Here is a 19,603-nt window from a genome sequence, read left to right as displayed (position 1 = left end):
CATTGCGATGTCAGTGGCTGGTGTCACAGTGGGGGAGTGAGCAACGCCGCCGCAGGGCAGAGGGGGTGAGGTCCGGTCGTGTCCAGAACCGGTTCGATCGCTGAAGTGGGCACGCCGTCCGCGCGTTCCCGAGCCTTGGCCGTGCTGCGCGTGCGCAGCAGGGCACTGGCCGTCGGGCTGCTGCCCGCCGCCCTCGCCGTGGTGCTGGTGAGCGCCCGGATGACGGGCCGGCTCGCCGGTGACCCCTGGCGGGCCGTGACCCTCACCGTGTGCGCCGTCGCCGTGCTCGTCCTCCTCGTCGGCGGGATCTTCGCCGCCGTCGTCCTGCGGGCGAGCCCCGCCATGACCCCGACCGTGCCGCTGTCGGAGGCCGCCGCCCCCGATCTCTACCGGCTCGTGCGGGACCTGGCGGACCGGATGGACGTCCCGGCGCCCTCCGCGATAGCCCTGACCCCCGACTGCGACAGCTGGCTGGAGGACCGCACCCACGCGGCCCACCGCCGTGCCCGTACGCGCTCGCGCATATCCGGTGGGGTCGGTGGGGCCGCCGCGTCCACCGCTCCCGAGTCCGAGCCGGGCGCCGCCCCGGTGCTGGTGATCGGCTCGCCGTTCCTGTGGTGGATGCGCGTCGCGGAGCTGCGCGCGGTGCTCGCCCCGGTCGTCGCCGGTACGGGCCCTTCCGCGCACCCGGACATAGCCGACGCGCGCGGATTCGTACGGGGCCTCGACGCCGCCGTGGACGTGGGCAACCGGCGCTTCCTCGGCTGGATCGCCGTCCCCGCCCGGCTGCTGCTGCGGCTGTGCCGGGTCGACGCCGCCGAGATGGAGCGCGGGGTCGCCGCCGCCGCGTCGGACCGTGCACAGGGTGTGGACTACGGGCTGCGCATCGTGGCCCAGGAACAGGTCGGGCTGGCCTACGCCGGCTGGGACCGGCTGCTGACCCGCGTCGCACTGCCCGCCTGGCGGATGGGCCGCTGGCCCGCCCACCTCGACGCGGGCGTGGTCTCCGCGCTGACCGAGCTGTCCCGGCGCGACCGGCTGGCCGACGGGTTCACCTCGAGGCTCGGCGAGCGCCCGGCGTGCGATCTGCTGGAGCAGCCGGGGGCGGTGGACGAGGCCGCCTCACTGCTGGCCGCGCGGCTGTTCCACGGCGGACCGGCCGAGGCCGGGCCGGACTGGTCCCCGGTGGACTGGGCGGCCTATCCGGAGGAGGTCGTCGACCGCAAGTGGCGGACGGAGGCGGCCCGGCTGCTGACCGCGCTGGACGCGCTGTCCGCCGTGTCGGCGCCCGCCGCCTCCACGGTGGAGCGGGTGCTGACGTACCTCACGGACGCCGACGCCGACGCGCTGTCCGGCCGGCTGAGCGGTGACCTGGCCCGGGAGGCCGTGCCCGCCGCGGCCCCGGCCGGTGCCGGGGGAGCCGACGCGCTGCCGCTGTTCCCGCTGGAGGCCCCGCGCAGCGGTCGGGACCTGCTCGCCGATCACGTGGTGGCGCTGGTGTGCTGCGCGGCGGTCGACTCCGCGGGCGGCGAGCCCGGGCTGGACTGGCTGGACGGGCCCGTGCTGCTGGTGGCCGGGGTACGGCGGGCGGATCTCGCGGGCCGGGTGCTCTCGCTCGTGGAGGACGGGGACTCCGGGCCGCTGCGCGACTGGCTCGCGGAGGTCGGCGTACGCCCCGAGAAGCCGGTCCGGCTCGTATAGCGCCCGGGGCAGCGCACCCGTCCCGCCGCCCGGGGCACCGGTTGAAATATTCGCGACGAACGGTGACGGACTGCGTGCGTTATGTGATGTGCTGGGACCGGTCGTGGCGTTCGGGGGAGCGAGGGAGGGGAACGGTATGGGTGCGGAGCAGATCCGGCGCTGGGAGTCAGGTGCGCTGGCGCACGCGGTGACCGACCCCTTCGGACAGGGTCCCCTGCCGTGGTTCCGGGGCAGCGAGCTCTACTACGACGACAGCGGACAGGTCGTGCCCTGGTACGTGGATCCGGCCGTCGCCGCCGGTCAGATCCCCCGCGCCCGCGGCAACGGCGGCCCCCGCACCGCCGACGACGTGCACCGGCAGATCAAGGGGTTCACCTCCACCGGAGCCGTCGCGCCCGGTGAGGCCATCGACTTCCACATCACCGTGGACCCGCCGCAGCAGTTCTCGGTCGACGTGTACCGCATCGGGCACTACGGCGGCGACGGCGCCTCCAAGATCACCACCAGTCCGCGGCTCTCCGGCATCGTCCAGCCCGCGCCCCTGGCAGCCGACCGCACCGTCTCCTGCCACCACTGGTGGCTGTCCTGGCGGCTCCAGGTCCCCTCGTACTGGAGCGTCGGCGCGTACGTGGCGGTCCTGACGACCGCCGACGGCTACCGCTCGCACATCCCCTTCACGGTGCGGGACGACCACCCGGCCGATCTGCTGCTCCTGCTGCCCGACATCACCTGGCAGGCCTACAACCTCTACCCGGAGGACGGCCGCACGGGCGCGAGCCTCTACCACGCCTGGGACGAGGAGGGACGGCTGCTCGGCGAGCGCGACGCCGCGATCACCGTCTCCTTCGACCGTCCCTACGCCGGCGCCGGCCTGCCCCTGCACGTCGGTCACGCCTACGACTTCATCCGCTGGGCCGAGCGCTACGGCTACGACCTCGCCTACGCCGACGCCCGCGACCTGCACGCCGGCCGCGTCGATCCCACCCGCTACCGCGGCCTGGTCTTCCCCGGCCACGACGAGTACTGGTCGGCCCCCATGCGCCGCACCGTCGAGCGGGCCCGTGACCACGGCACCTCGCTCGTCTTCCTCTCCGCGAACACCATGTACTGGCAGGTCGAGCTCTCCCCCTCGCCCTCCGGGGTCGACGACCGGCTCCTCACCTGCCGAAAACGCCGCGGCCCCGGCCGCCCCAGCCTCTGGCGCGAGGTCGACCGCCCGGAGCAGCAGCTGCTCGGCATCCAGTACGCGGGACGGGTCCCCGAGCCCGCGCCCCTGGTCGTGCGCAATGCCACGCACTGGCTCTGGGACTCCACCGGAGCCCGCGAGAACGACGAACTGCCCGGCCTGGTCGCGGGCGAGGCCGACCGGTACTTCCCGCGCACCCAGCTCCCCGAGCACCAGAGCCGGATGCTGCTCGCGCACTCCCCGTACGAGGACGGCGAAGGCCACCTCCGCCACCAGGAGACCTCGCTCTACCGGGCCCCCAGCGGGGCGCTCGTCTTCGCCTCCGGCACCTTCGCCTGGTCCCCCGCCCTCGACCGCCCCGGCCATGTGGACGAGCGGGTCCAGCGGGCCACCGCCAACCTCCTCGACCGGATCTGCAAGAGGGACTGACCCGGACCCGTTGTCCGGGTTCGCGGGCGGGTACGGGAGAATGGCCCTGCGCTCGTACAGAACCACAGGGAGACCCCGTGTCCGGATTCGTCGAAAAGCCCGAGCCGGTCCAGGTGCCCGGCCTCGTCCACCTCCACACCGGCAAGGTGCGCGACCTCTACCGCGACGAGGACGGCCGGCTGGTCATGGTCGCCAGCGACCGCATGTCCGCCTTCGACTGGGTGCTGCCCACCGGGATCCCGGACAAGGGCCGCGTGCTCACCCGGCTGTCGCTGTGGTGGTTCGACCAGCTCCAGGACCTCGTGCCGAACCACGTGATCAGCACCGAGCTGCCCGCGGGCGCCCCCGCCGACTGGGCCGGCCGCACGCTGATCTGCCAGAACCTCGACATGGTCCCCGTCGAGTGCGTGGCGCGCGGCTACCTCACCGGCTCCGGGCTCGCCGAGTACGAGCAGACCCGTACGGTCTGCGGCCTCGCCCTCCCCGAGGGGCTCGTCGACGGCTCCGAGCTGCCCGCCCCGATCTTCACCCCGGCCGCCAAGGCCGCGGTCGGCGAGCACGACGAGAACATCTCCTACGAGGAGGTCGCGCGCACGACCGGCCCCGAGACGGCCGCGCTGCTGCGCCAGGCCACCCTGGCCGTGTACGGGCGCGCCCGCGACATCGCCCGCGAGCGCGGGATCATCCTCGCGGACACCAAGTTCGAGTTCGGGTTCGACAAGGACGGCAACCTGGTGGCCGCCGACGAGGTGCTCACCCCGGACTCCTCCCGCTTCTGGCCGGCCGACCTGTGGGAGCCGGGCCGCGCGCAGCCCTCCTTCGACAAGCAGTACGTCCGCGACTGGCTGAAGTCCCCGGTCTCCGGCTGGGACCCCAAGGGCGAACTCCCGCCGCCGGCCCTCCCGCAGGAGGTCGTGGACCAGACCCGGGCCAAGTACGTCGAGGCCTACGAGCGGCTCACCGGCCACTCCTGGTCCTGAGGCTCCCCGGACGCGGGCCCGCCCCCCCCGGGGCCGGGCCCGCGTCCGGGCTGCCGGGCCCCCGGCCCGTCCCGACAACGGAAGAAGCCCCCGGTCCGAGGACCGGGGGCTTCTTCACTGCTGAGCGGACAACGCGACTCGAACGCGCGACATCCACCTTGGCAAGGTGGTGCTCTACCAACTGAGCTATGTCCGCATGCGCCGTAGCGCGAGAACCACTATACCCAACCCCGCTCGCGTGCGAGACGCACTGCCGTGTGCCGGTTCTCGGCACCCAGTTTCGACGCGGCCGAGGACAGGTAGTTCCGTACCGTCCCCGGGGAGAGCGAGGCCCGCTCCGCGATCTCCGCGATGGGCGCCCCGTCCCCGGCCAGTTCCAGCACCTCGGCCTCGCGGGCGGTCAGCGGGGAGTCCCCCGCGCTGATCGCGTCGGCCGCCAACTCCGGGTCCACGTAGCGGCCTCCGGCGTGCACGGTCCGGATCAGCTCGGCCAGCCGCTGCGCCGAGACGGTCTTCGGCGCGAAGGCCCGCACGCCTGCGGCGAGGGCCCGCTTCAGGTGCCCCGGGCGGCCGTGGCTGGTCACGATCATGGTCTTGCAGCCGGGGAGTTCGGCCCGCAGCGATGTGGCCACGCTCACACCGTCGGCCCCCGGCATCTGCAGGTCCAGTACGGCCACGTCCGGCCGGTGGGCCCGCGCCATCGCGAGCGCCTCCGGCCCCGAGGCGGCCTCGGCGACGACCAGCAGATCGTCCTCCAGGCCCAGCAGCGCGGCCAGCGCGCCCCGGATCAGGTGCTCGTCGTCGGCCAGCAGTACGCGTACGGGGGTCATGCCCGTGCCTCCAGTTCTCGTACCGGTCCGGCCGCCGGGCCGGGGATTTCGGCGCGCAGCCTGAACCGGCCGCCGTCCACCGGGCCGGCCTCCAGCGTGCCGTCCAGCACCGCGAGCCGTTCCCGCAGGCCCGCGAGCCCCGAGCCCGGCGGTCCGGCCGGGACCCTGGGGGCCCCGTCGTTCTCCACCACCAGCGTGAGCGCGCCCGAGGGCTCCGCCGTCAGCCGGATCACGCAGCTGCGGGCGTCGCCGTGCCGCAGTACGTTCGTGGTCGCCTCGCGCACCACCCAGCCGAGCGCCGACTGGGCCTCGGCGGGCAGCTCGCGGGCCTTCTCGTACTCGACCAGGCAGTCCATCCCGGCGGCGCGCAGCACTCCGCGCGCACCTTCCAGTTCCACCGAGAGGTTCGCCTCGCGGTAGCCGCGGACCACGTCTCGGACCTCCTTCTGGGATTCCCGGGCGATCCGCTGCACCTCGATCATCTGGTCCACGGCTTCGGGGCGTTCGCGCCGGGCCAGCTGGACCGCCAGCTCGCTCTTGAGGGCGATCACCGCGAGGTTGCGGCCCATCACGTCGTGCAGGTCCCGGCCGAAGCGCAGCCGCTCCTCGGCCACCGCGAGCTGTGCCTGGACCTCGCGGGCCCGGTCCAGCTCGTAGACGGTGTCGAGCAGCCAGCCGGAGAACCCGCAGGCCGCGCAGAGCAGGGCGCTGGTCAGCAGCAGCCCGACCGCCAGGCCGGTGGACTCGCCGGCCGGGACGCCGAAGGCGAGCGCCGCCAGACCGACGAAGGCAGCCGAGGCCGGGGGTACGTAGCGCATCTGCCGGAGCTCGCGCAGGCACAGGACGAGCGTGCCGCCGGTGAAGCAGGTCATGCCCACGGCCAGGGGTGCGGCCACCGAGGGATCACCGAAGAGGCCGGTCGCGCGCAGGGCGAGGACGCCCAGCACGGCGGCCGCGGTCAGGGCGGTGGTGACGAGGGCGAGCCGCACGGGCCGCTCGCGCCGGCCCAGGATCCAGTCCAGGGCCCGCGAGGAGAGGAAGCCGACGAGCACGGCGTGCGCGCACACCACCAGGAAGAGCGGGACCGCGACGGCCGGCGAGGTCTTTCCGGCCATGCTGCCCAGCGCGGCCAGTCCGATCGACACGATCTCGATGACCACGAAGAAGTGGAACGACCAGCGCGTGTACAGCTCGACCTTCCCCGCGCTGCTGCGGTTCTTCCACCAGCCGCTGAGTTTCATGGCCCCAGTCTCGCGGCCGCCGGGCCGGGCCGGCCATGACACATGTCATCGACCTGGGATATCCGGGGATACCGGTTGCTTCCGGAGATACCGGGGCTGCCGGACATACGAAGAAGGCCCCGATCAAAAGATCGGGGCCTTCATACGCTGAGCGGACGACGCGACTCGAACGCGCGACATCCACCTTGGCAAGGTGGTGCTCTACCAACTGAGCTACGTCCGCATGCTTCCCACGACAAAACTGCCGTGCGATGCGTGCATCACTCTACCTGATCCACAACTGTGATCGGTAAAGCGTGCAGAGCGGGTGACAGGGATCGCACACTGCGCCTTCCCCCTGGAAGGAGGATGTTCTGCTACTGAACTACACCCGCACGACTTCGGGGTCTGACCTGCGGCCTCGCCCCTTGGCGTGATCCACACACTAGCGGATCGATGGGGGTGGATGGCAAATCCGCCCTCAGTGGGCCGCGTTGTACTCCTCGTAGACCTTCTTGGGGATCCGGCCGCGCGGCGGGACGTCGAGCTGGTTGGAGCGGGCCCAGGCCCGGACGACCGCGGGGTCGGGGGCGATGGCGGTGTGCTTGAACGCCTTCCCGGAGCGGGCCTGCCGGCGGCCGGCCGCCACGAACGGGGCGAGGCTCTTCCTCAGCTTCTTTGCGTTGGCCAGATTGAGGTCGATCTCGTACGACTTACCGTCCAGCCCGAAGACGACCGTTTCCGCTGCTTCTCCGCCATCGATGTCATCGGAGATCGTGACTACTACGCGCTGCGCCACGGATATCGGTCCCTTCGTGCGACGCCGCTCCCCGCCGACGTGCGCGGACGGAGCAGTGATGTCGCCTGTGTGGATGTTTCGGAAGAATGCATCTTTCTGCCCCCGTCGCGCAGCCGAAAATGCCGGCGCATCGGAGGAATCCTTTGTACCCCGATTCTCATTGCATTGCGAAGCCCAGTTAATTCTCTCCGCGTGTCCCGCCGCAATCCTGGGCGCGTGGTTTTCCGGCGGATTTTGCGAAGCGTTGGTGAAGCCGAAACGGGCGGGCCGCGCCCCGGGGGCGATATCTACCCGCGTAGAAATTTCGGCCGGGTACGCTGAGGGAACCGCCTTCGCACCAACCACCTCATCGGGAGTGCCAGTGGCACGCGTCGTAGTCGACGTCATGCTCAAGCCGGAGATCCTCGACCCCCAGGGCCAGGCGGTGCAGCGTGCACTGCCGCGCCTGGGCTTCGAAGGGATCGCCGACGTCCGCCAGGGGAAGCGCTTCGAACTGGAGGTGGAGGGCCCGGTCGACCAGGCCGCCCTCGACCGCATCCACAAGATGGCCGAAACCTTCCTCGCCAACACCGTCATCGAAGACTTCACCGTGAAGGTCGAGGCCTGACGGTGACCACTCGCATCGGAGTCGTCACGTTCCCCGGAACGCTCGACGACCGTGACTCGCTGCGCGCCGTGCGCCTCGCGGGGGCGGAGCCGGTCTCGCTCTGGCACCGCGACAAGGACCTCCACCAGGTCGACGCGGTCGTCCTCGCGGGCGGCTTCTCCTACGGCGACTACCTGCGCGCCGGAGCCATCTCCCGGTTCTCGCCGGTGATGGAGACCATCATCGAGCAGGCCAGGGGCGGCATGCCCGTCCTCGGCATCTGCAACGGCTTCCAGGTCCTCACCGAGGCCCACCTGCTGCCGGGAGCGATGCTCCGCAACAACCACCTGCACTTCATCTGCCGCGACCAGAAGCTGCGGGTGGAGAACGCGGAGACCGCGTGGACCGGCGACTACACCGCCGGCCAGGAGATCTCCGTACCGCTCAAGAACATGGACGGCCGCTACGTGGCCGACGAGCGGGTGCTGGACGAACTGGAGGCCGAAGGCCGAGTGGCCTTCCGGTACGTCGACGTGAACCCGAACGGGTCGCTGCGCGACATCGCCGGCATCACCAACGCCGCGGGCAACGTCGTCGGCCTCATGCCGCACCCCGAGCACGCGGTCGAACCGCTGATCGGGACGGGCCGCACCGACGGCCTCCCGTTCTTCACCTCGGTCCTGAAGAAGCTGGTCAGCGCATGAGCCTCGACACCGTCAAGAACGCCGCCGGTACCCCGGACGCCTCCCAGCCCTGGAAGGAACTCGGCCTCAAGGAGGACGAGTACGCCCGGATCCGGGAGATCCTCGGCCGCCGCCCCACCGGCGCCGAGCTCGCCATGTACTCGGTCATGTGGTCCGAGCACTGCTCGTACAAGAGCAGCAAGGTCCACCTGAAGCAGTTCGGCGAGAAGGTCCCCCAGAACGACGCCATGCTCGTCGGCATCGGCGAGAACGCCGGCGTCGTCGACGTGGGCCAGGGCTACGCGGTCACCTTCAAGGTCGAGTCGCACAACCACCCCAGCTACATCGAGCCCTACCAGGGCGCGGCCACGGGCATCGGCGGCATCGTCCGCGACATCCTGGCCATGGGCGCCCGCCCGATCGCCGTCGTGGACCCGCTGCGCTTCGGCGCGGCCGACCACCCCGACACCAAGCGCGTCCTGCCGGGCGTCGTCGCGGGCATCGGCGGCTACGGCAACTGCCTGGGCCTGCCGAACATCGGCGGCGAGGTCGTCTTCGACGCCTGCTACCAGGGCAACCCGCTGGTCAACGCCGGCTGCATCGGCGTGATGAAGCACGAGGACATCCACCTCGCCAAGGCCTCCGGCCCCGGCAACAAGGTCATCCTCTACGGCGCCCGCACCGGCGGCGACGGCATCGGCGGCGTCTCGGTCCTCGCGTCCGAGACCTTCGACGACACCAAGCCCACCAAGCGCCCCGCCGTCCAGGTCGGCGACCCCTTCCAGGAGAAGCTCCTCATCGAGTGCACCCTGGAGATCTTCAAGGAGAAGCTGGTCGCGGGCATCCAGGACCTCGGCGGCGCCGGGCTCTCCTGCGCCACCTCCGAGCTGGCCTCCGCCGGTTCCGGCGGCATGCGCGTGGACCTGGACACCGTTCCGCTGCGCGACGCGACGCTCTCGCCCGAGGAAATCCTCATGAGCGAGTCGCAGGAGCGCATGTGCGCGATCGTCGAACCGCAGTACGTGGACCGCTTCATGGAGATCTGCGAGAAGTGGGACGTCATCGCCACCGTCATCGGTGAGGTCACCGAGGGCGAGCAGCTGGAGATCTTCTGGCACGGCGAGCTGATCGTGGACGTGCCCCCGGGCACCGTCGCCCACGAGGGCCCGACCTACCACCGCCCCTACGCCCGCCCCTCCTGGCAGGACGCCCTGCAGGCCGACGACGCGGGCAAGCTGCCCCGCCCGGCGACCTCCGAGGAGCTGCGCGCACAGGTCCTGGCCCTGGTCTCCTCCCCGAACCAGGCCTCGAAGTCCTGGATCACCGACCAGTACGACCGCTTCGTGCAGGGCAACACGGTGCTCTCGCAGCCCGAGGACGCCGGCATGGTCCGCATCGACGAGGAGACCAACCTCGGCGTCGCGATGGCCACCGACGGCAACGGCCGCTTCGCCAAGCTCGACCCCTACACGGGCGCGCAGCTGGCGCTGGCCGAGGCGTACCGCAACGTGGCCGCGACCGGCGCCAAGCCGCTCGCGATCTCCGACTGCCTGAACTTCGGCTCCCCCGAGGACCCGGACGTCATGTGGCAGTTCGCGGAGGCCACCCGCGGTCTCGCGGACGGCTGCCTGGAGCTGGGCACCCCGGTGACCGGCGGCAACGTCTCCCTCTACAACCAGACCGGTGACATCGCGATCCACCCGACCCCGGTCGTGGCGGTCCTCGGTGTGATCGACGACGTCAACCGCCGTACGCCGATGGCGTTCGCGGAGGCCGGCCAGCTCCTGTACCTGCTCGGTGACACCGCCGGGGAGTTCGGCGGCTCGGCCTGGTCCGAGGTCGTCCACCAGCACCTGGGCGGCATGCCGCCCAAGGTCGACCTGGGCCGCGAGAAGCTCCTCGGCGAGATCCTGATCTCGGCCTCGCGCGACGGCATGATCGACGCCGCGCACGACCTGTCCGACGGCGGCGTGATCCAGGCGCTCACCGAGTCCTGCCTGCGCGGCGGCAACGGTGCGCGGATCGTGGTGCCCGAGGCGCTGGACGCGTTCACCTTCCTGTTCTCCGAGTCCGCGGGCCGGGCCATCGTGGCCGTCCCGCGCAGCGAGGAACTCCGCTTCACCGACATGTGCGGCGCGCGGGGCCTGCCGGCCACCCGGATCGGTGTGGTCGACGGCGATGAGATCGAGGTCCAGGGCGAGTTCGCCCTCCCCCTGGCCGAGCTCCGCACCGCCCACGAGGGCACGATCCCGGCGCTGCTCGCCTGAGCCGCCGCCCGTCGCGACGCGAGCCCCCGCCCGGAACCGTTCCGGGCGGGGGCTCGTCCGTTCCGGCAGGACGTCCGCACCGGATGCGGACGCGGGGGGAAGGGGCCACGGATGGCACGGACGTCCGGGAACAGGGCCCATAGGCCCAGTAGGGCCGGGGTGGTGCTGGTCGTCGCCGCACTGGGACTGAGCAGCTGGTACGTGTACAGCATGAACCGGACCCATCAGGTCCGTGAGCACAGCCGGGCGGCGATCACCGAGGCCTGTCAGGGGCTGGTGGACCCGGACGCGGTGATGCGGTTCGGCGGCCCCGCGCGCGAGGTGGCGGGGAGTCCCGCGGGGGACCACCTGTGCGTGCTGAGCCGGGCGGGGACCTTCGAGGGGCAGGAGCAGATGGAGGAGTACTTCTCCCTCACGGTGGTCACCTCGAAGGAGGCGGCGCCGGGTGGGAGCCGGGTCGAGGCGGCCGGCCCCGACGCCGTCACGGTCACCGTGAACTGCGCCGGTCCGGCCGGGTCCGCCGGGGTGACCTCCCTCCGGGTGACGGCGGCCTCCGAGTACGACCGCTCGGGCCGCGGCGAGCCCGGGGCGCTGGACGAGCTGGCCCGCGAGGCGGCCCGGCGGGCGGCGGCGAAGGCGGGCTGCGAGACCGTCCTGCCCACGACCGCGCGCGGCTGAGGAGGCGGGGTCTCCCGGTCGGGCCGCGGCGTAGGGTCGGGGCATGCCGCCCGCCAAGAAGAAGCCGCGCACCTACGACCACGCCAGGACCCGCGCGGCCGTCATCGCGCAGTTCGGCCATGTCAGTGATGCCGTCCGGGAGTTGGACGAGGAGCAGCTCGCCCGGCCCAGCGGGGTCGGGGAGTGGCCCGTCGCCGAACTCGCCGCGCACATCGCGTGGATCGCCGACTCGCTGGCGGGCGGCCTCGCCCGGCCGCCGGCCGCGGTCGCCGAACTGTCCGCCGCCGAATGGCCCTTCGCGACCGCCTCCCTCGCCGGGAAGATCGCCGAGGCGGCCAAGGAGACCCTGGAGGGCGCACCGCTCCGCGAGCTCTACGACCGGGCCGGCGCCCGCCTGGCCGAGGCACTCGAAGCGAACCCCGGCAGCCGGGTGCTGGACCTGTGGATCGGGGCCATGACCCTGGCCGACTTCCTGGTCACCCGTACCGTCGAGCTCGTCGTCCACACCGACGACCTGCGCCGCGCCACCGGAGTGGACGTACCCGTGGACCGCCAGGCCCTGGCGGCCTGCACCCGGCTGCTCGCCGACGCCCTCGCGCTGAAGGCACCGGGCGGCGCGGTGGAGTTCCGCGTCCCGCCGTTCGCGGTGGTCCAGTGCGTCGAGGGACCCCGGCACACCCGCGGAACCCCGCCGAACGTGGTGGAGACCGACCCGCTGACCTGGATCCGGCTCGCCACCGGCCGCACGGGCTGGGCCGAAGAGCTGGACGGGGCCCGGGTCCGGGCCAGCGGGGAGCGCGCCGACCTCTCGGCCCTGCTCCCCCTGATGAGCTGACCCGTGAGCTGACCTGGAACCGCTCCGGCGCGGGCCGCGTCCCACCGGCATGCGTACGATGCCGCTCCTTGCCGCAGCCCTGATCGCCGTACTCGCGCTGTCCGCCACCGCCACCGCCTGCGGTGACGGTGGCGCGACCCCGGGCGGGCGCCCGGACGGCGGTCTCACCGGCCTGAGCACGGAGCCCCCCGCCCCCGCATCGCCGCTCGTGGACACCGTGTGGACGGTGGACTCCCTGCGCAGCGGGGGTACCGCGAGCTCCCTGCCGGCCGGTGCCGAGGGACGGGCCCGCTTCGCCCTGGCCGCGGACGGCACCGCGAGCGGCAGCCTCGGCTGCAACCGGTTCGACGCGAAGGCCACCGTCGAGGGGAACCGGCTCACCTTCGGCCCCCTCACCACCACCCGGATGGCCTGCGAGGGCGGACCCGGAGAGGTGGAGCGGGCCCTCACCGAGCTCTTCGGCAGCGGCCCGCTCGACTGGAAGATCCAGGGCGACGCCCTCACCCTCGCGGCGACCGCTTCGGGCACCGCGACCGCCATCACCGCGAAGGCGGCCTCGGCCGTCGAGTGACCTCCGGCCTCAGACGTGGGCGGTCCCACCGTCCTTCGCCATCGCCCCGGCGATCAGGCGAGGAAGCCCGAGTCCGGCCGGGCGCAGGAGCGACGGCTCTCCGGCCCGGCCGCACCGTTGCGGGGCGGTTCGGGCAGTACCGGCTCCTCCAGCACCTTGATCCGCAGCTTTCCACAGGCTGTGGATCACATCGCCGGCCCCGGGACGGGTGATCAGCCCGGGTAGGGCAGCAGGCCCGCGTTCGTCTTCTCCCAGGCCGCCCGCAGTTCGGCCAGCCGGGCCGGCTCCAGGGCCGCCTTGTCGGCCTGCTCCCGGATGTCCCCGGCCAGGTTGAACAGCTGGTCGGCGCCCGCCTTGCCGCGGTAGTACTTCCAGTCCCCGCGGCGCAGCGCCCGCTCCCCGCGCACCCGCCAGAAGAGGCTGCGCTCGGCGACCTTCTCCCCGCGCAGCAGGTACCCGGCGAGGCTGACCCCGTCCAGCGGGTACGCCGGGTTCGCGCGGGTGCCCGTCAGCTCCAGCAGGGTCGCCGTCCAGTCCGGGGTGAAGACCGGGACGTGGCTGACCTGGCCGCCGTCGAGCCGGGCGGGCCAGCGCACGATGTTGGGGACGCGGATCCCGCCCTCCTGGAGGGAGGCCTTGTTGCCGGAGAGCGGCCAGTTGTGGGAGAAGCGCTCGCCGCCGTTGTCGCTGGAGAAGAAGACCAGGGTGTCCTCCTCCTGGCCGGAGCGCTTCAACGCCTTCAGCACCTCGCCGACCGAGCGGTCGAGGTCCTCCACCATCTCCTTGTACTTCTCGATCGAGCCGCCGTCCTGGTGCCACAGCGCGCGCCCGTCGCCGGCCTTGATCCGCCGCTCCACCTCGGCGCTCTCCTCCGTGTCCCCGTCGGCGATCCACGGCCAGTGCGGGGTGGTGAAGTTGAGGTTCAGCAGCCACGGCTTGTCGCCGTGGTCGCGGGAGACGTACTCGGCCGCGCGCTCGGTCAGGATCCGCGTGTAGTAGCGCAGGTCCTTGTACTCGGCGTCGCCCTCGTAGAGGTCGTACTCGCCGCCCAGACCGAGCTTGGAGTAGTACTCCAGCGCCCCGCCGAAGTTGCCGAAGAACTCGTCCCAGCCGGACTTGGTCGGGCTGTAGTCGGGCAGGTAGCCGCAGTGCCACTTGCCTATCAGCGCGGTCGCGTAGCCGGAGCCGCGCAGCAGCGAGGCCAGCGTCGGGTGGGTCGGCTCCAGGCCCGCGGACTTGTCGGCGATGGGCTCGGCGAGGCCGCCCTTGGTGCGCCCCGGGTAGCGGCCGGTGTACAGGCTGAAGCGGGTCGGGGAGCAGGTCGCGGAGCCCGAGTAGGCGTCGGTGAAGCGGACTCCCTGGCGGGCGAGCCGGTCCAGGTTCGGGGTCTTGATGTTCGGGGAGCCGTAGGAGGACAGGTCGGCCCAGCCGAGGTCGTCCCCGAGGATGAACAGGATGTTCGGGCGGCGGGAGCGGCGCCCCCGGTCGGCCCGGAACTCCCGCTCCCCGGCACCCGCGGGCTGGGCTTCGGCGGGCGCCGCCTGGGCCGGGGCGGCGGCTCCCAGCCCCACCGCGGCGGCGGCCGCGGTCACGCCGACCGCGCCGCCGAAGGCGCGCCGGGACAGGTTGGGTTCGTACGAGGTCACGGGTACTCCAAAGCACGGCCCGCCGGCCGGTTCCGGGGCGGCGCGGGACGGCGCACGGCACGGCGGAGCGGCTCGGACGGGAAGAAGGCAGGAAGAGGCAGGAAAAGCAGGAAAGGGAAAGGGAAAAGCAGGCGTGTGACTACGCAGAACAGCGACAGATGGCGCTGGCGACACGGACGAGGTCCACGTGTCGGCGCGCGACGAGGGTGACGGTGCGGTCACCGAGAGGCTGCATGGGCCGGAGCTTGTACGAAACGACAGGTGACTGTCAACCAGGGCAATCCGGATATTGAGACGAACAGGTTCCGTCACCCTGCGTGCTGTGACATTTCCCGGCCATCCCCAATTCGGACCAGTGGTCGATCTCGCCTACACTCGGGGGCGTGCCTCGTGGTGATGGACGACTCAACCACGACCTGCTCCCCGGCGAAAAGGGCCCCCAGGACGCTTGCGGCGTCTTCGGTGTCTGGGCTCCGGGTGAAGAGGTCGCCAAGCTCACCTACTTCGGACTGTATGCATTGCAGCACCGCGGACAAGAGTCCGCGGGCATCGCTGTGAGCAACGGTTCCCAGATCCTCGTCTTCAAGGACATGGGACTCGTTTCCCAAGTCTTCGACGAAACCTCTCTCGGCTCGCTCCAAGGTCATATCGCGGTCGGTCACGCCCGCTACTCGACCACCGGAGCCTCCGTCTGGGAGAACGCGCAGCCCACCTTCCGCGCGACCGCCCACGGCTCCATTGCCCTGGGTCACAACGGCAACCTGGTGAACACCGCCGAGTTGGCCGAGATGGTCGCCGACCTCCCCCGTCAGGACGGCCGCGCCACCCAGGTGGCGGCCACCAATGACACCGACCTGGTCACCGCCCTGCTGGCCGGCCAGACGGACGACGACGGCAAGCCCCTGACCATCGAGGAGTCGGCCACCAAGGTCCTCCCGAAGGTGAAGGGCGCCTTCTCGCTCGTCTTCATGGACGAGGGAACGCTCTACACCGCCCGTGACCCGCAGGGCATCCGCCCGCTGGTCCTCGGCCGCCTCGAGCGCGGCTGGGTGGTGGCGAGCGAGACCGCCGCCCTGGACATCTGCGGCGCCAGCTTCGTCCGCGAGGTCGAGCCGGGCGAGCTCATCGCGATCGACGAGAACGGTCTTCGGACCTCGCGATTCGCGGAAGCGAAGCCCAAGGGCTGTGTCTTCGAGTACGTCTACCTGGCGCGCCCGGACACCGACATCGCCGGCCGCAACGTCTACCTCTCGCGTGTCGAGATGGGCCGGCGGCTGGCCAAGGAAGCCCCGGCCGACGCCGACCTGGTGATATCGACACCGGAGTCCGGCACGCCCGCCGCCGTCGGATACGCCGAAGCCAGCGGGATCCCGTACGGCGTCGGCCTGGTCAAGAACGCCTACGTGGGCCGGACCTTCATCCAGCCCTCGCAGACGATCCGCCAGCTCGGCATCCGCCTCAAGCTCAACCCTCTCAAGGAAGTCATCCGGGGCAAGCGCCTGGTGGTCGTGGACGACTCGATCGTCCGCGGCAACACCCAGCGCGCCCTGGTCAAGATGCTCCGCGAGGCCGGCGCGGCGGAGGTCCACATCCGGATCTCCTCACCGCCGGTGAAGTGGCCGTGCTTCTTCGGCATCGACTTCGCCACCCGGGCCGAGCTGATCGCCAACGGCATGACGGTCGACGAGATCGCCACGTCGCTGGGCGCGGACTCGCTCTCGTACATCTCGCTCGACGCGATGGTCGAGGCGACCACCATCCAGAAGCCCAACCTGTGCCGTGCCTGCTTCGACGGCGTGTACCCCATGGAGCTGCCCGACCCGCAGCTCCTGGGCAAGCAGCTCCTGGAGACCGAGCTGGCCGGCGGCACCGACGCCGCCGACGCGCTCCGGCGCCCGTAGGGCCCGAGGCAACGCAGCGGTCCGCGGGCTCACCCGAGCCCGCGGACCCGCAGGCCCGCTCACCGGCCCGATCCGGCCGGTCCGCCCCATCAGCCCCATCCGCTCAATCTGCGCGGGGGCCTGTCTTTCAGGCTTTTCCCGGGTCCCCGCACCACACGCAGCAACGACACGAAAGCTCTCTCCTGTCATGACAGAGAAGACCACCGGTGCCAGCTACGCAGCCGCGGGCGTGGACATCGACGCGGGCGACCGCGCCGTCGAGCTGATGAAGGAGTGGGTGAAGAAGACGCAGCGCCCCGAGGTCCTCGGCGGCCTCGGCGGTTTCGCCGGCCTCTTCGACGCCTCCGCCCTCAAGCGCTACGAGCGTCCCCTGCTCGCCTCCGCCACCGACGGGGTCGGCACCAAGGTGGACATCGCCCGCCGCCTGGGCGTGTACGACACCATCGGCCACGACCTCGTCGCGATGGTCATGGACGACATCGTCGTCTGCGGTGCCGAGCCGCTCTTCATGACCGACTACATCTGCGTCGGCAAGGTGCACCCCGAGCGCGTCGCGGCCATCGTCAAGGGCATCGCCGAGGGCTGCGTCCTGGCCGGCTGCGCCCTGGTCGGCGGCGAGACCGCCGAGCACCCGGGCCTGCTGGGTCCGGACGACTTCGACGTGGCGGGCGCAGGCACCGGTGTCGTCGAGTTCGACCGGCTGCTGGGCGCGGATCTTATCCGTACGGGCGACGCCGTGATCGCGATGGCCTCCTCCGGCCTTCACTCGAACGGGTACTCGCTGGTCCGTCACGTCCTCTTCGACCGGGCCGGAATGGCCCTGGAGCAGCACGTGGAGGAGCTCGGCCGGACCCTCGGCGAGGAGCTGCTGGAGCCCACCAAGATCTATTCGCTGGACTGCATGGCCCTCACCCGTACGGCCGAGGTGCACGCGTACTCCCACATCACGGGCGGCGGCCTCGCGGCCAATCTCGCCCGGGTGATCCCGGACCACCTGCACGCCACGGTCGACCGCTCGACCTGGGCCCCCGGGGCGATCTTCGACCTGGTCGGCAAGGCCGGGCAGGTGGAGCGCCTGGAGCTGGAGAAGACCCTGAACATGGGCGTCGGCATGATGGCCGTGGTCCCGCAGGAGTCGGTGGACGTGGCCCTGACCGCGCTGTCCGACCGGGGCGTCGACGCCTGGGTCGCCGGCGAGATCCTCGACCGGGGCGACCACGCCGAAGGCGCGACCCTCACCGGGGACTACGCGAACTGATGAACCGATCCGCGCGGACCGCAAGGTCCGCGCGGACCGCGCGGCCGGACCACCGGACCGTCGCAGTACGCGAGCAGCACGGAAACCCGGCCCTGGGCGATGCCCTGGACCGGGTTTCCGTGCTTCATGCCTGGCGTGCAGACACCGCTAGAGCGTCAAGCGCCGCGACGATGGGCCGACGGACCGGACTCCTCGTCCTCGTCCTCGTCGTCATCGTCGTTGTAAAGAGCCGCGTACTTGGCGTACGGGTCGTCTTCATCTTGATCGTCATCGTCATCGACTTCGACCGGCACGCTGACAGGCAGCGGCGGATCCGTCGGCGATGCGCCCAGCTCATTGGCCAGACGCGACAAGTCAGTCCCGCCGCTGCTGTACTTCAGCTGGCGGGCGACCTTCGTCTGCTTGGCCTTTGCCCGGCCGCGCCCCATGGCTCGACCCCCTCGGTGACGGGGCTCGACGGCCCCAGAGTCTGACACGCGTTCATGGTTCGGAGCGGGCTCTCCGTGGAGAGACCGTCCGTAGGGGTTTAACGGTACCTGCTTCCGGCGCCATACGGTACGCCGCCCGCATGACGCGCCCCGGTGCAGTACCAGCAAGGCGCCCCGTCCTCGCTGGTCAGCTGCGATTTTAGCCCTTTCCTGACGGACGACCCGCCGAAGCGCAGTGAGTTCCGTCTCGCTGCGCCCCGGCGGGGCCGTCCAGAAGCCCCCGTAAGGGCCCCGTCAGGATCGGGCGGGGGGTCAGACGGTGCGCGCGGTGCGGGCGTCCGCCATGCGCTGCTCGGCGATCCGGTCGGCGGCCGCGGCCGGCGGAATACCGTCCGCCTTCGCACGTGCGAAGATCTCCAGCGTGGTGTCGAAGATCTTCGCGGCCTTGGCCTTGCAGCGGTCGAAGTCGAAGCCGCGCAGCTCGTCGGCGACCTGGATGACCCCGCCCGCGTTGACCACGTAGTCAGGTGCGTAGAGGATCCCGCGGTCCGCGAGGTCCTTCTCCACGCCCGGGTGGGCGAGCTGGTTGTTGGCCGCCCCGCACACCACCTTCGCGGTCAGAACCGGTACGGACCTGTCGTTCAGGGCCCCGCCGAGCGCGCAGGGGGCGTAGATGTCCAGGCCCTCCACGCGGATCAGCGCCTCGGTGTCGGCGACGGCCGTCACCCGGCCCGCGTACTTGTCCAGGCTGTGCTTCTCGAGGATCTGCTGCACGGATTCCGTGCGGACGTCCGTGATCACGACCTCGGCGCCGTCCTCGAGCAGGTGCTCGACCAAGTGGTGGCCGACCTTGCCGACGCCCGCGACGCCGACCTTGCGGCCGCGCAGGGTCGGGTCGCCCCACAGGTGCTGGGCGCTGGCGCGCATGCCCTGGAAGACGCCGAAGGCGGTGAGGACCGAGGAGTCGCCGGCGCCGCCGTTCTCGGGGGAGCGGCCGGTCGCCCAGCGGGTCTCGCGGGCCACGACGTCCATGTCGGCCACGTAGGTGCCGACGTCGCAGGCGGTGACGTAGCGGCCGCCGAGGGACTCCACGAAGCGGCCGTAGGCCAGCAGCAGTTCCTCGGACTTCAGTACGTCCGGGTCGCCGATGATGACGGCCTTGCCGCCGCCGAGGTCGAGCCCGGCCAGCGCGTTCTTGTACGACATGCCGCGCGCGAGGTTCAGCGCGTCGTGGACGGCTTCCTCGTCCGAGGCGTACGCGTGGAAGCGGGTGCCGCCGAGGGCCGGGCCCAGGGCGGTGGAGTGGATCGCGATGACGGCCTTGAGGCCGGAGGCACGGTCCTGGCACAGCACGACTTGCTCGTGGCCGCCCTGTTCACTGCGGAACAGGGTGTGCAGGACGCCGTCGGTCATTTCGGTCACGGTGGTGACTCCCATGGAAGAGATGCGGCGGGAAAGACGCCCGCCCTGCGGGTGGGGGAGGGCGTGCTGGGAGCAGCGTAAGACCTGTGGGGCCCGGTGTTCCGCTCTGTCCGGAGATCGGGACGCCCAGGGGTTAGGAGGCGACCGGGCGGCGGGGCTTCGGAGTAGCCCCGGCCGGTGCGG

18 protein-coding genes and 3 tRNA genes are annotated in these 19,603 nt (G+C 71.6%); 11 read left to right on the top strand and 10 right to left on the bottom strand.

Annotation, left to right across the window (positions count from 1 at the left end; all coding sequences use genetic code 11):
* Nucleotides 1-78: 78 nt before the first annotated feature.
* The 3 genes from OG904_RS13685 to OG904_RS13675 all read left to right on the top strand — a co-directional run bounded on the left by OG904_RS13685 (nt 79) and on the right by OG904_RS13675 (nt 4,296).
* Complete coding sequence (locus tag OG904_RS13685) at nt 79-1,701, top strand: hypothetical protein (RefSeq protein WP_405490685.1); 1,623 nt, start codon at nt 79-81, stop codon at nt 1,699-1,701.
* A gap of 136 nt (nt 1,702-1,837) precedes the next feature.
* Nucleotides 1,838-3,316 carry a N,N-dimethylformamidase beta subunit family domain-containing protein gene (locus OG904_RS13680; protein WP_405490683.1) on the top strand — a complete coding sequence of 493 codons (1,479 nt, stop codon included), beginning with the start codon at nt 1,838-1,840 and terminating at the stop codon, nt 3,314-3,316.
* Nucleotides 3,317-3,393: 77 nt separating this feature from the next.
* Complete coding sequence (locus tag OG904_RS13675) at nt 3,394-4,296, top strand: phosphoribosylaminoimidazolesuccinocarboxamide synthase (RefSeq protein ID WP_405490681.1); 903 nt, start codon at nt 3,394-3,396, stop codon at nt 4,294-4,296.
* A 123-nt stretch (nt 4,297-4,419) separates the two neighbouring features.
* On the opposite strand, the gene OG904_RS13670 is transcribed toward OG904_RS13675, so the two are convergent.
* The 6 genes from OG904_RS13670 to OG904_RS13645 form a co-directional block, all read right to left on the bottom strand.
* Nucleotides 4,420-4,492, bottom strand: a tRNA-Gly gene (locus OG904_RS13670).
* A 22-nt stretch (nt 4,493-4,514) separates the two neighbouring features.
* A complete protein-coding gene (locus OG904_RS13665) occupies nt 4,515-5,126 on the bottom strand; it encodes a response regulator (protein ID WP_405490679.1) in 612 nt (203 codons plus the stop codon).
* Entirely contained in the window at nt 5,123-6,367 is a 1,245-nt protein-coding gene (locus tag OG904_RS13660; protein WP_405490677.1) for a sensor histidine kinase, read from the bottom strand. The genes OG904_RS13665 and OG904_RS13660 overlap by 4 nt, the downstream gene beginning before the upstream one ends.
* A gap of 150 nt (nt 6,368-6,517) precedes the next feature.
* Nucleotides 6,518-6,590: transfer RNA gene (locus OG904_RS13655), tRNA-Gly, on the bottom strand.
* Nucleotides 6,591-6,669: 79 nt separating this feature from the next.
* A tRNA-Gly gene (locus tag OG904_RS13650) sits at nt 6,670-6,741 on the bottom strand.
* Between the two features lie 86 nt (nt 6,742-6,827).
* The gene (locus OG904_RS13645; RefSeq protein WP_405490675.1) at nt 6,828-7,145 is read right to left on the bottom strand and encodes an Lsr2 family protein; all 318 of its coding nucleotides are present in this window, start codon (nt 7,143-7,145) and stop codon (nt 6,828-6,830) included.
* Between the two features lie 355 nt (nt 7,146-7,500).
* On the opposite strand from OG904_RS13645, the gene purS reads away from it, so the two are divergent.
* From purS to OG904_RS13615, 6 genes are all read left to right on the top strand, one after another.
* Nucleotides 7,501-7,752, top strand: a complete 252-nt coding sequence (gene purS, locus OG904_RS13640) for a phosphoribosylformylglycinamidine synthase subunit PurS (RefSeq protein WP_008740952.1) — start codon at nt 7,501-7,503, stop codon at nt 7,750-7,752.
* A gap of 2 nt (nt 7,753-7,754) precedes the next feature.
* Nucleotides 7,755-8,435 (top strand): phosphoribosylformylglycinamidine synthase subunit PurQ, encoded by a 681-nt coding sequence (purQ, locus tag OG904_RS13635; RefSeq protein WP_388835379.1) that lies wholly within the window; start codon nt 7,755-7,757, stop codon nt 8,433-8,435.
* Complete coding sequence (gene purL, locus OG904_RS13630) at nt 8,432-10,681, top strand: phosphoribosylformylglycinamidine synthase subunit PurL (protein WP_405490672.1); 2,250 nt, start codon at nt 8,432-8,434, stop codon at nt 10,679-10,681. The genes purQ and purL overlap by 4 nt, the downstream gene beginning before the upstream one ends.
* Before the next feature lie 111 nt (nt 10,682-10,792).
* Complete coding sequence (locus OG904_RS13625; RefSeq protein ID WP_405490670.1) at nt 10,793-11,359, top strand: hypothetical protein; 567 nt, start codon at nt 10,793-10,795, stop codon at nt 11,357-11,359.
* A gap of 43 nt (nt 11,360-11,402) precedes the next feature.
* The gene (locus OG904_RS13620; RefSeq protein ID WP_405490668.1) at nt 11,403-12,194 is read left to right on the top strand and encodes a sterol carrier family protein; all 792 of its coding nucleotides are present in this window, start codon (nt 11,403-11,405) and stop codon (nt 12,192-12,194) included.
* 58 nt (nt 12,195-12,252) lie between these two features.
* Nucleotides 12,253-12,765, top strand: coding sequence for an META domain-containing protein (locus OG904_RS13615; protein WP_405490666.1), 513 nt, complete (start codon nt 12,253-12,255; stop codon nt 12,763-12,765).
* A gap of 212 nt (nt 12,766-12,977) precedes the next feature.
* Here OG904_RS13615 and OG904_RS13610 read toward each other — a convergent pair whose 3' ends face one another.
* Together OG904_RS13610 and OG904_RS13605 are read right to left on the bottom strand one after the other, a co-directional pair.
* Entirely contained in the window at nt 12,978-14,411 is a 1,434-nt protein-coding gene (locus OG904_RS13610) for a sulfatase-like hydrolase/transferase (RefSeq protein WP_405490664.1), read from the bottom strand.
* A gap of 139 nt (nt 14,412-14,550) precedes the next feature.
* Nucleotides 14,551-14,646, bottom strand: a complete 96-nt coding sequence (locus OG904_RS13605; protein WP_323187867.1) for a putative leader peptide — start codon at nt 14,644-14,646, stop codon at nt 14,551-14,553.
* Between the two features lie 148 nt (nt 14,647-14,794).
* Between OG904_RS13605 and purF the strand changes: the two genes are divergently transcribed.
* Nucleotides 14,795-16,312, top strand: coding sequence for an amidophosphoribosyltransferase (gene purF / locus OG904_RS13600; RefSeq protein WP_385339439.1), 1,518 nt, complete (start codon nt 14,795-14,797; stop codon nt 16,310-16,312).
* Between the two features lie 187 nt (nt 16,313-16,499).
* Complete coding sequence (purM, locus tag OG904_RS13595) at nt 16,500-17,570, top strand: phosphoribosylformylglycinamidine cyclo-ligase (protein WP_405490661.1); 1,071 nt, start codon at nt 16,500-16,502, stop codon at nt 17,568-17,570.
* Nucleotides 17,571-17,725: 155 nt separating this feature from the next.
* Here purM and OG904_RS13590 read toward each other — a convergent pair whose 3' ends face one another.
* Both OG904_RS13590 and OG904_RS13585 read right to left on the bottom strand, forming a co-directional pair.
* Nucleotides 17,726-17,998, bottom strand: a complete 273-nt coding sequence (locus OG904_RS13590; RefSeq protein ID WP_214946570.1) for a DUF3073 domain-containing protein — start codon at nt 17,996-17,998, stop codon at nt 17,726-17,728.
* A gap of 312 nt (nt 17,999-18,310) precedes the next feature.
* Nucleotides 18,311-19,420: a Leu/Phe/Val dehydrogenase gene (locus OG904_RS13585; RefSeq protein WP_405490659.1), complete on the bottom strand. Its 1,110-nt coding sequence runs from the start codon at nt 19,418-19,420 to the stop codon at nt 18,311-18,313.
* Nucleotides 19,421-19,603: the final 183 nt, after the last annotated feature.

Origin of the sequence: Streptomyces sp. NBC_00096, from assembly GCF_045041305.1 — a bacterium.
Classification (GTDB): Bacteria; Actinomycetota; Actinomycetes; order Streptomycetales; family Streptomycetaceae; genus Streptomyces.
This window is presented reverse-complemented; position numbering and strand designations above follow the sequence as displayed.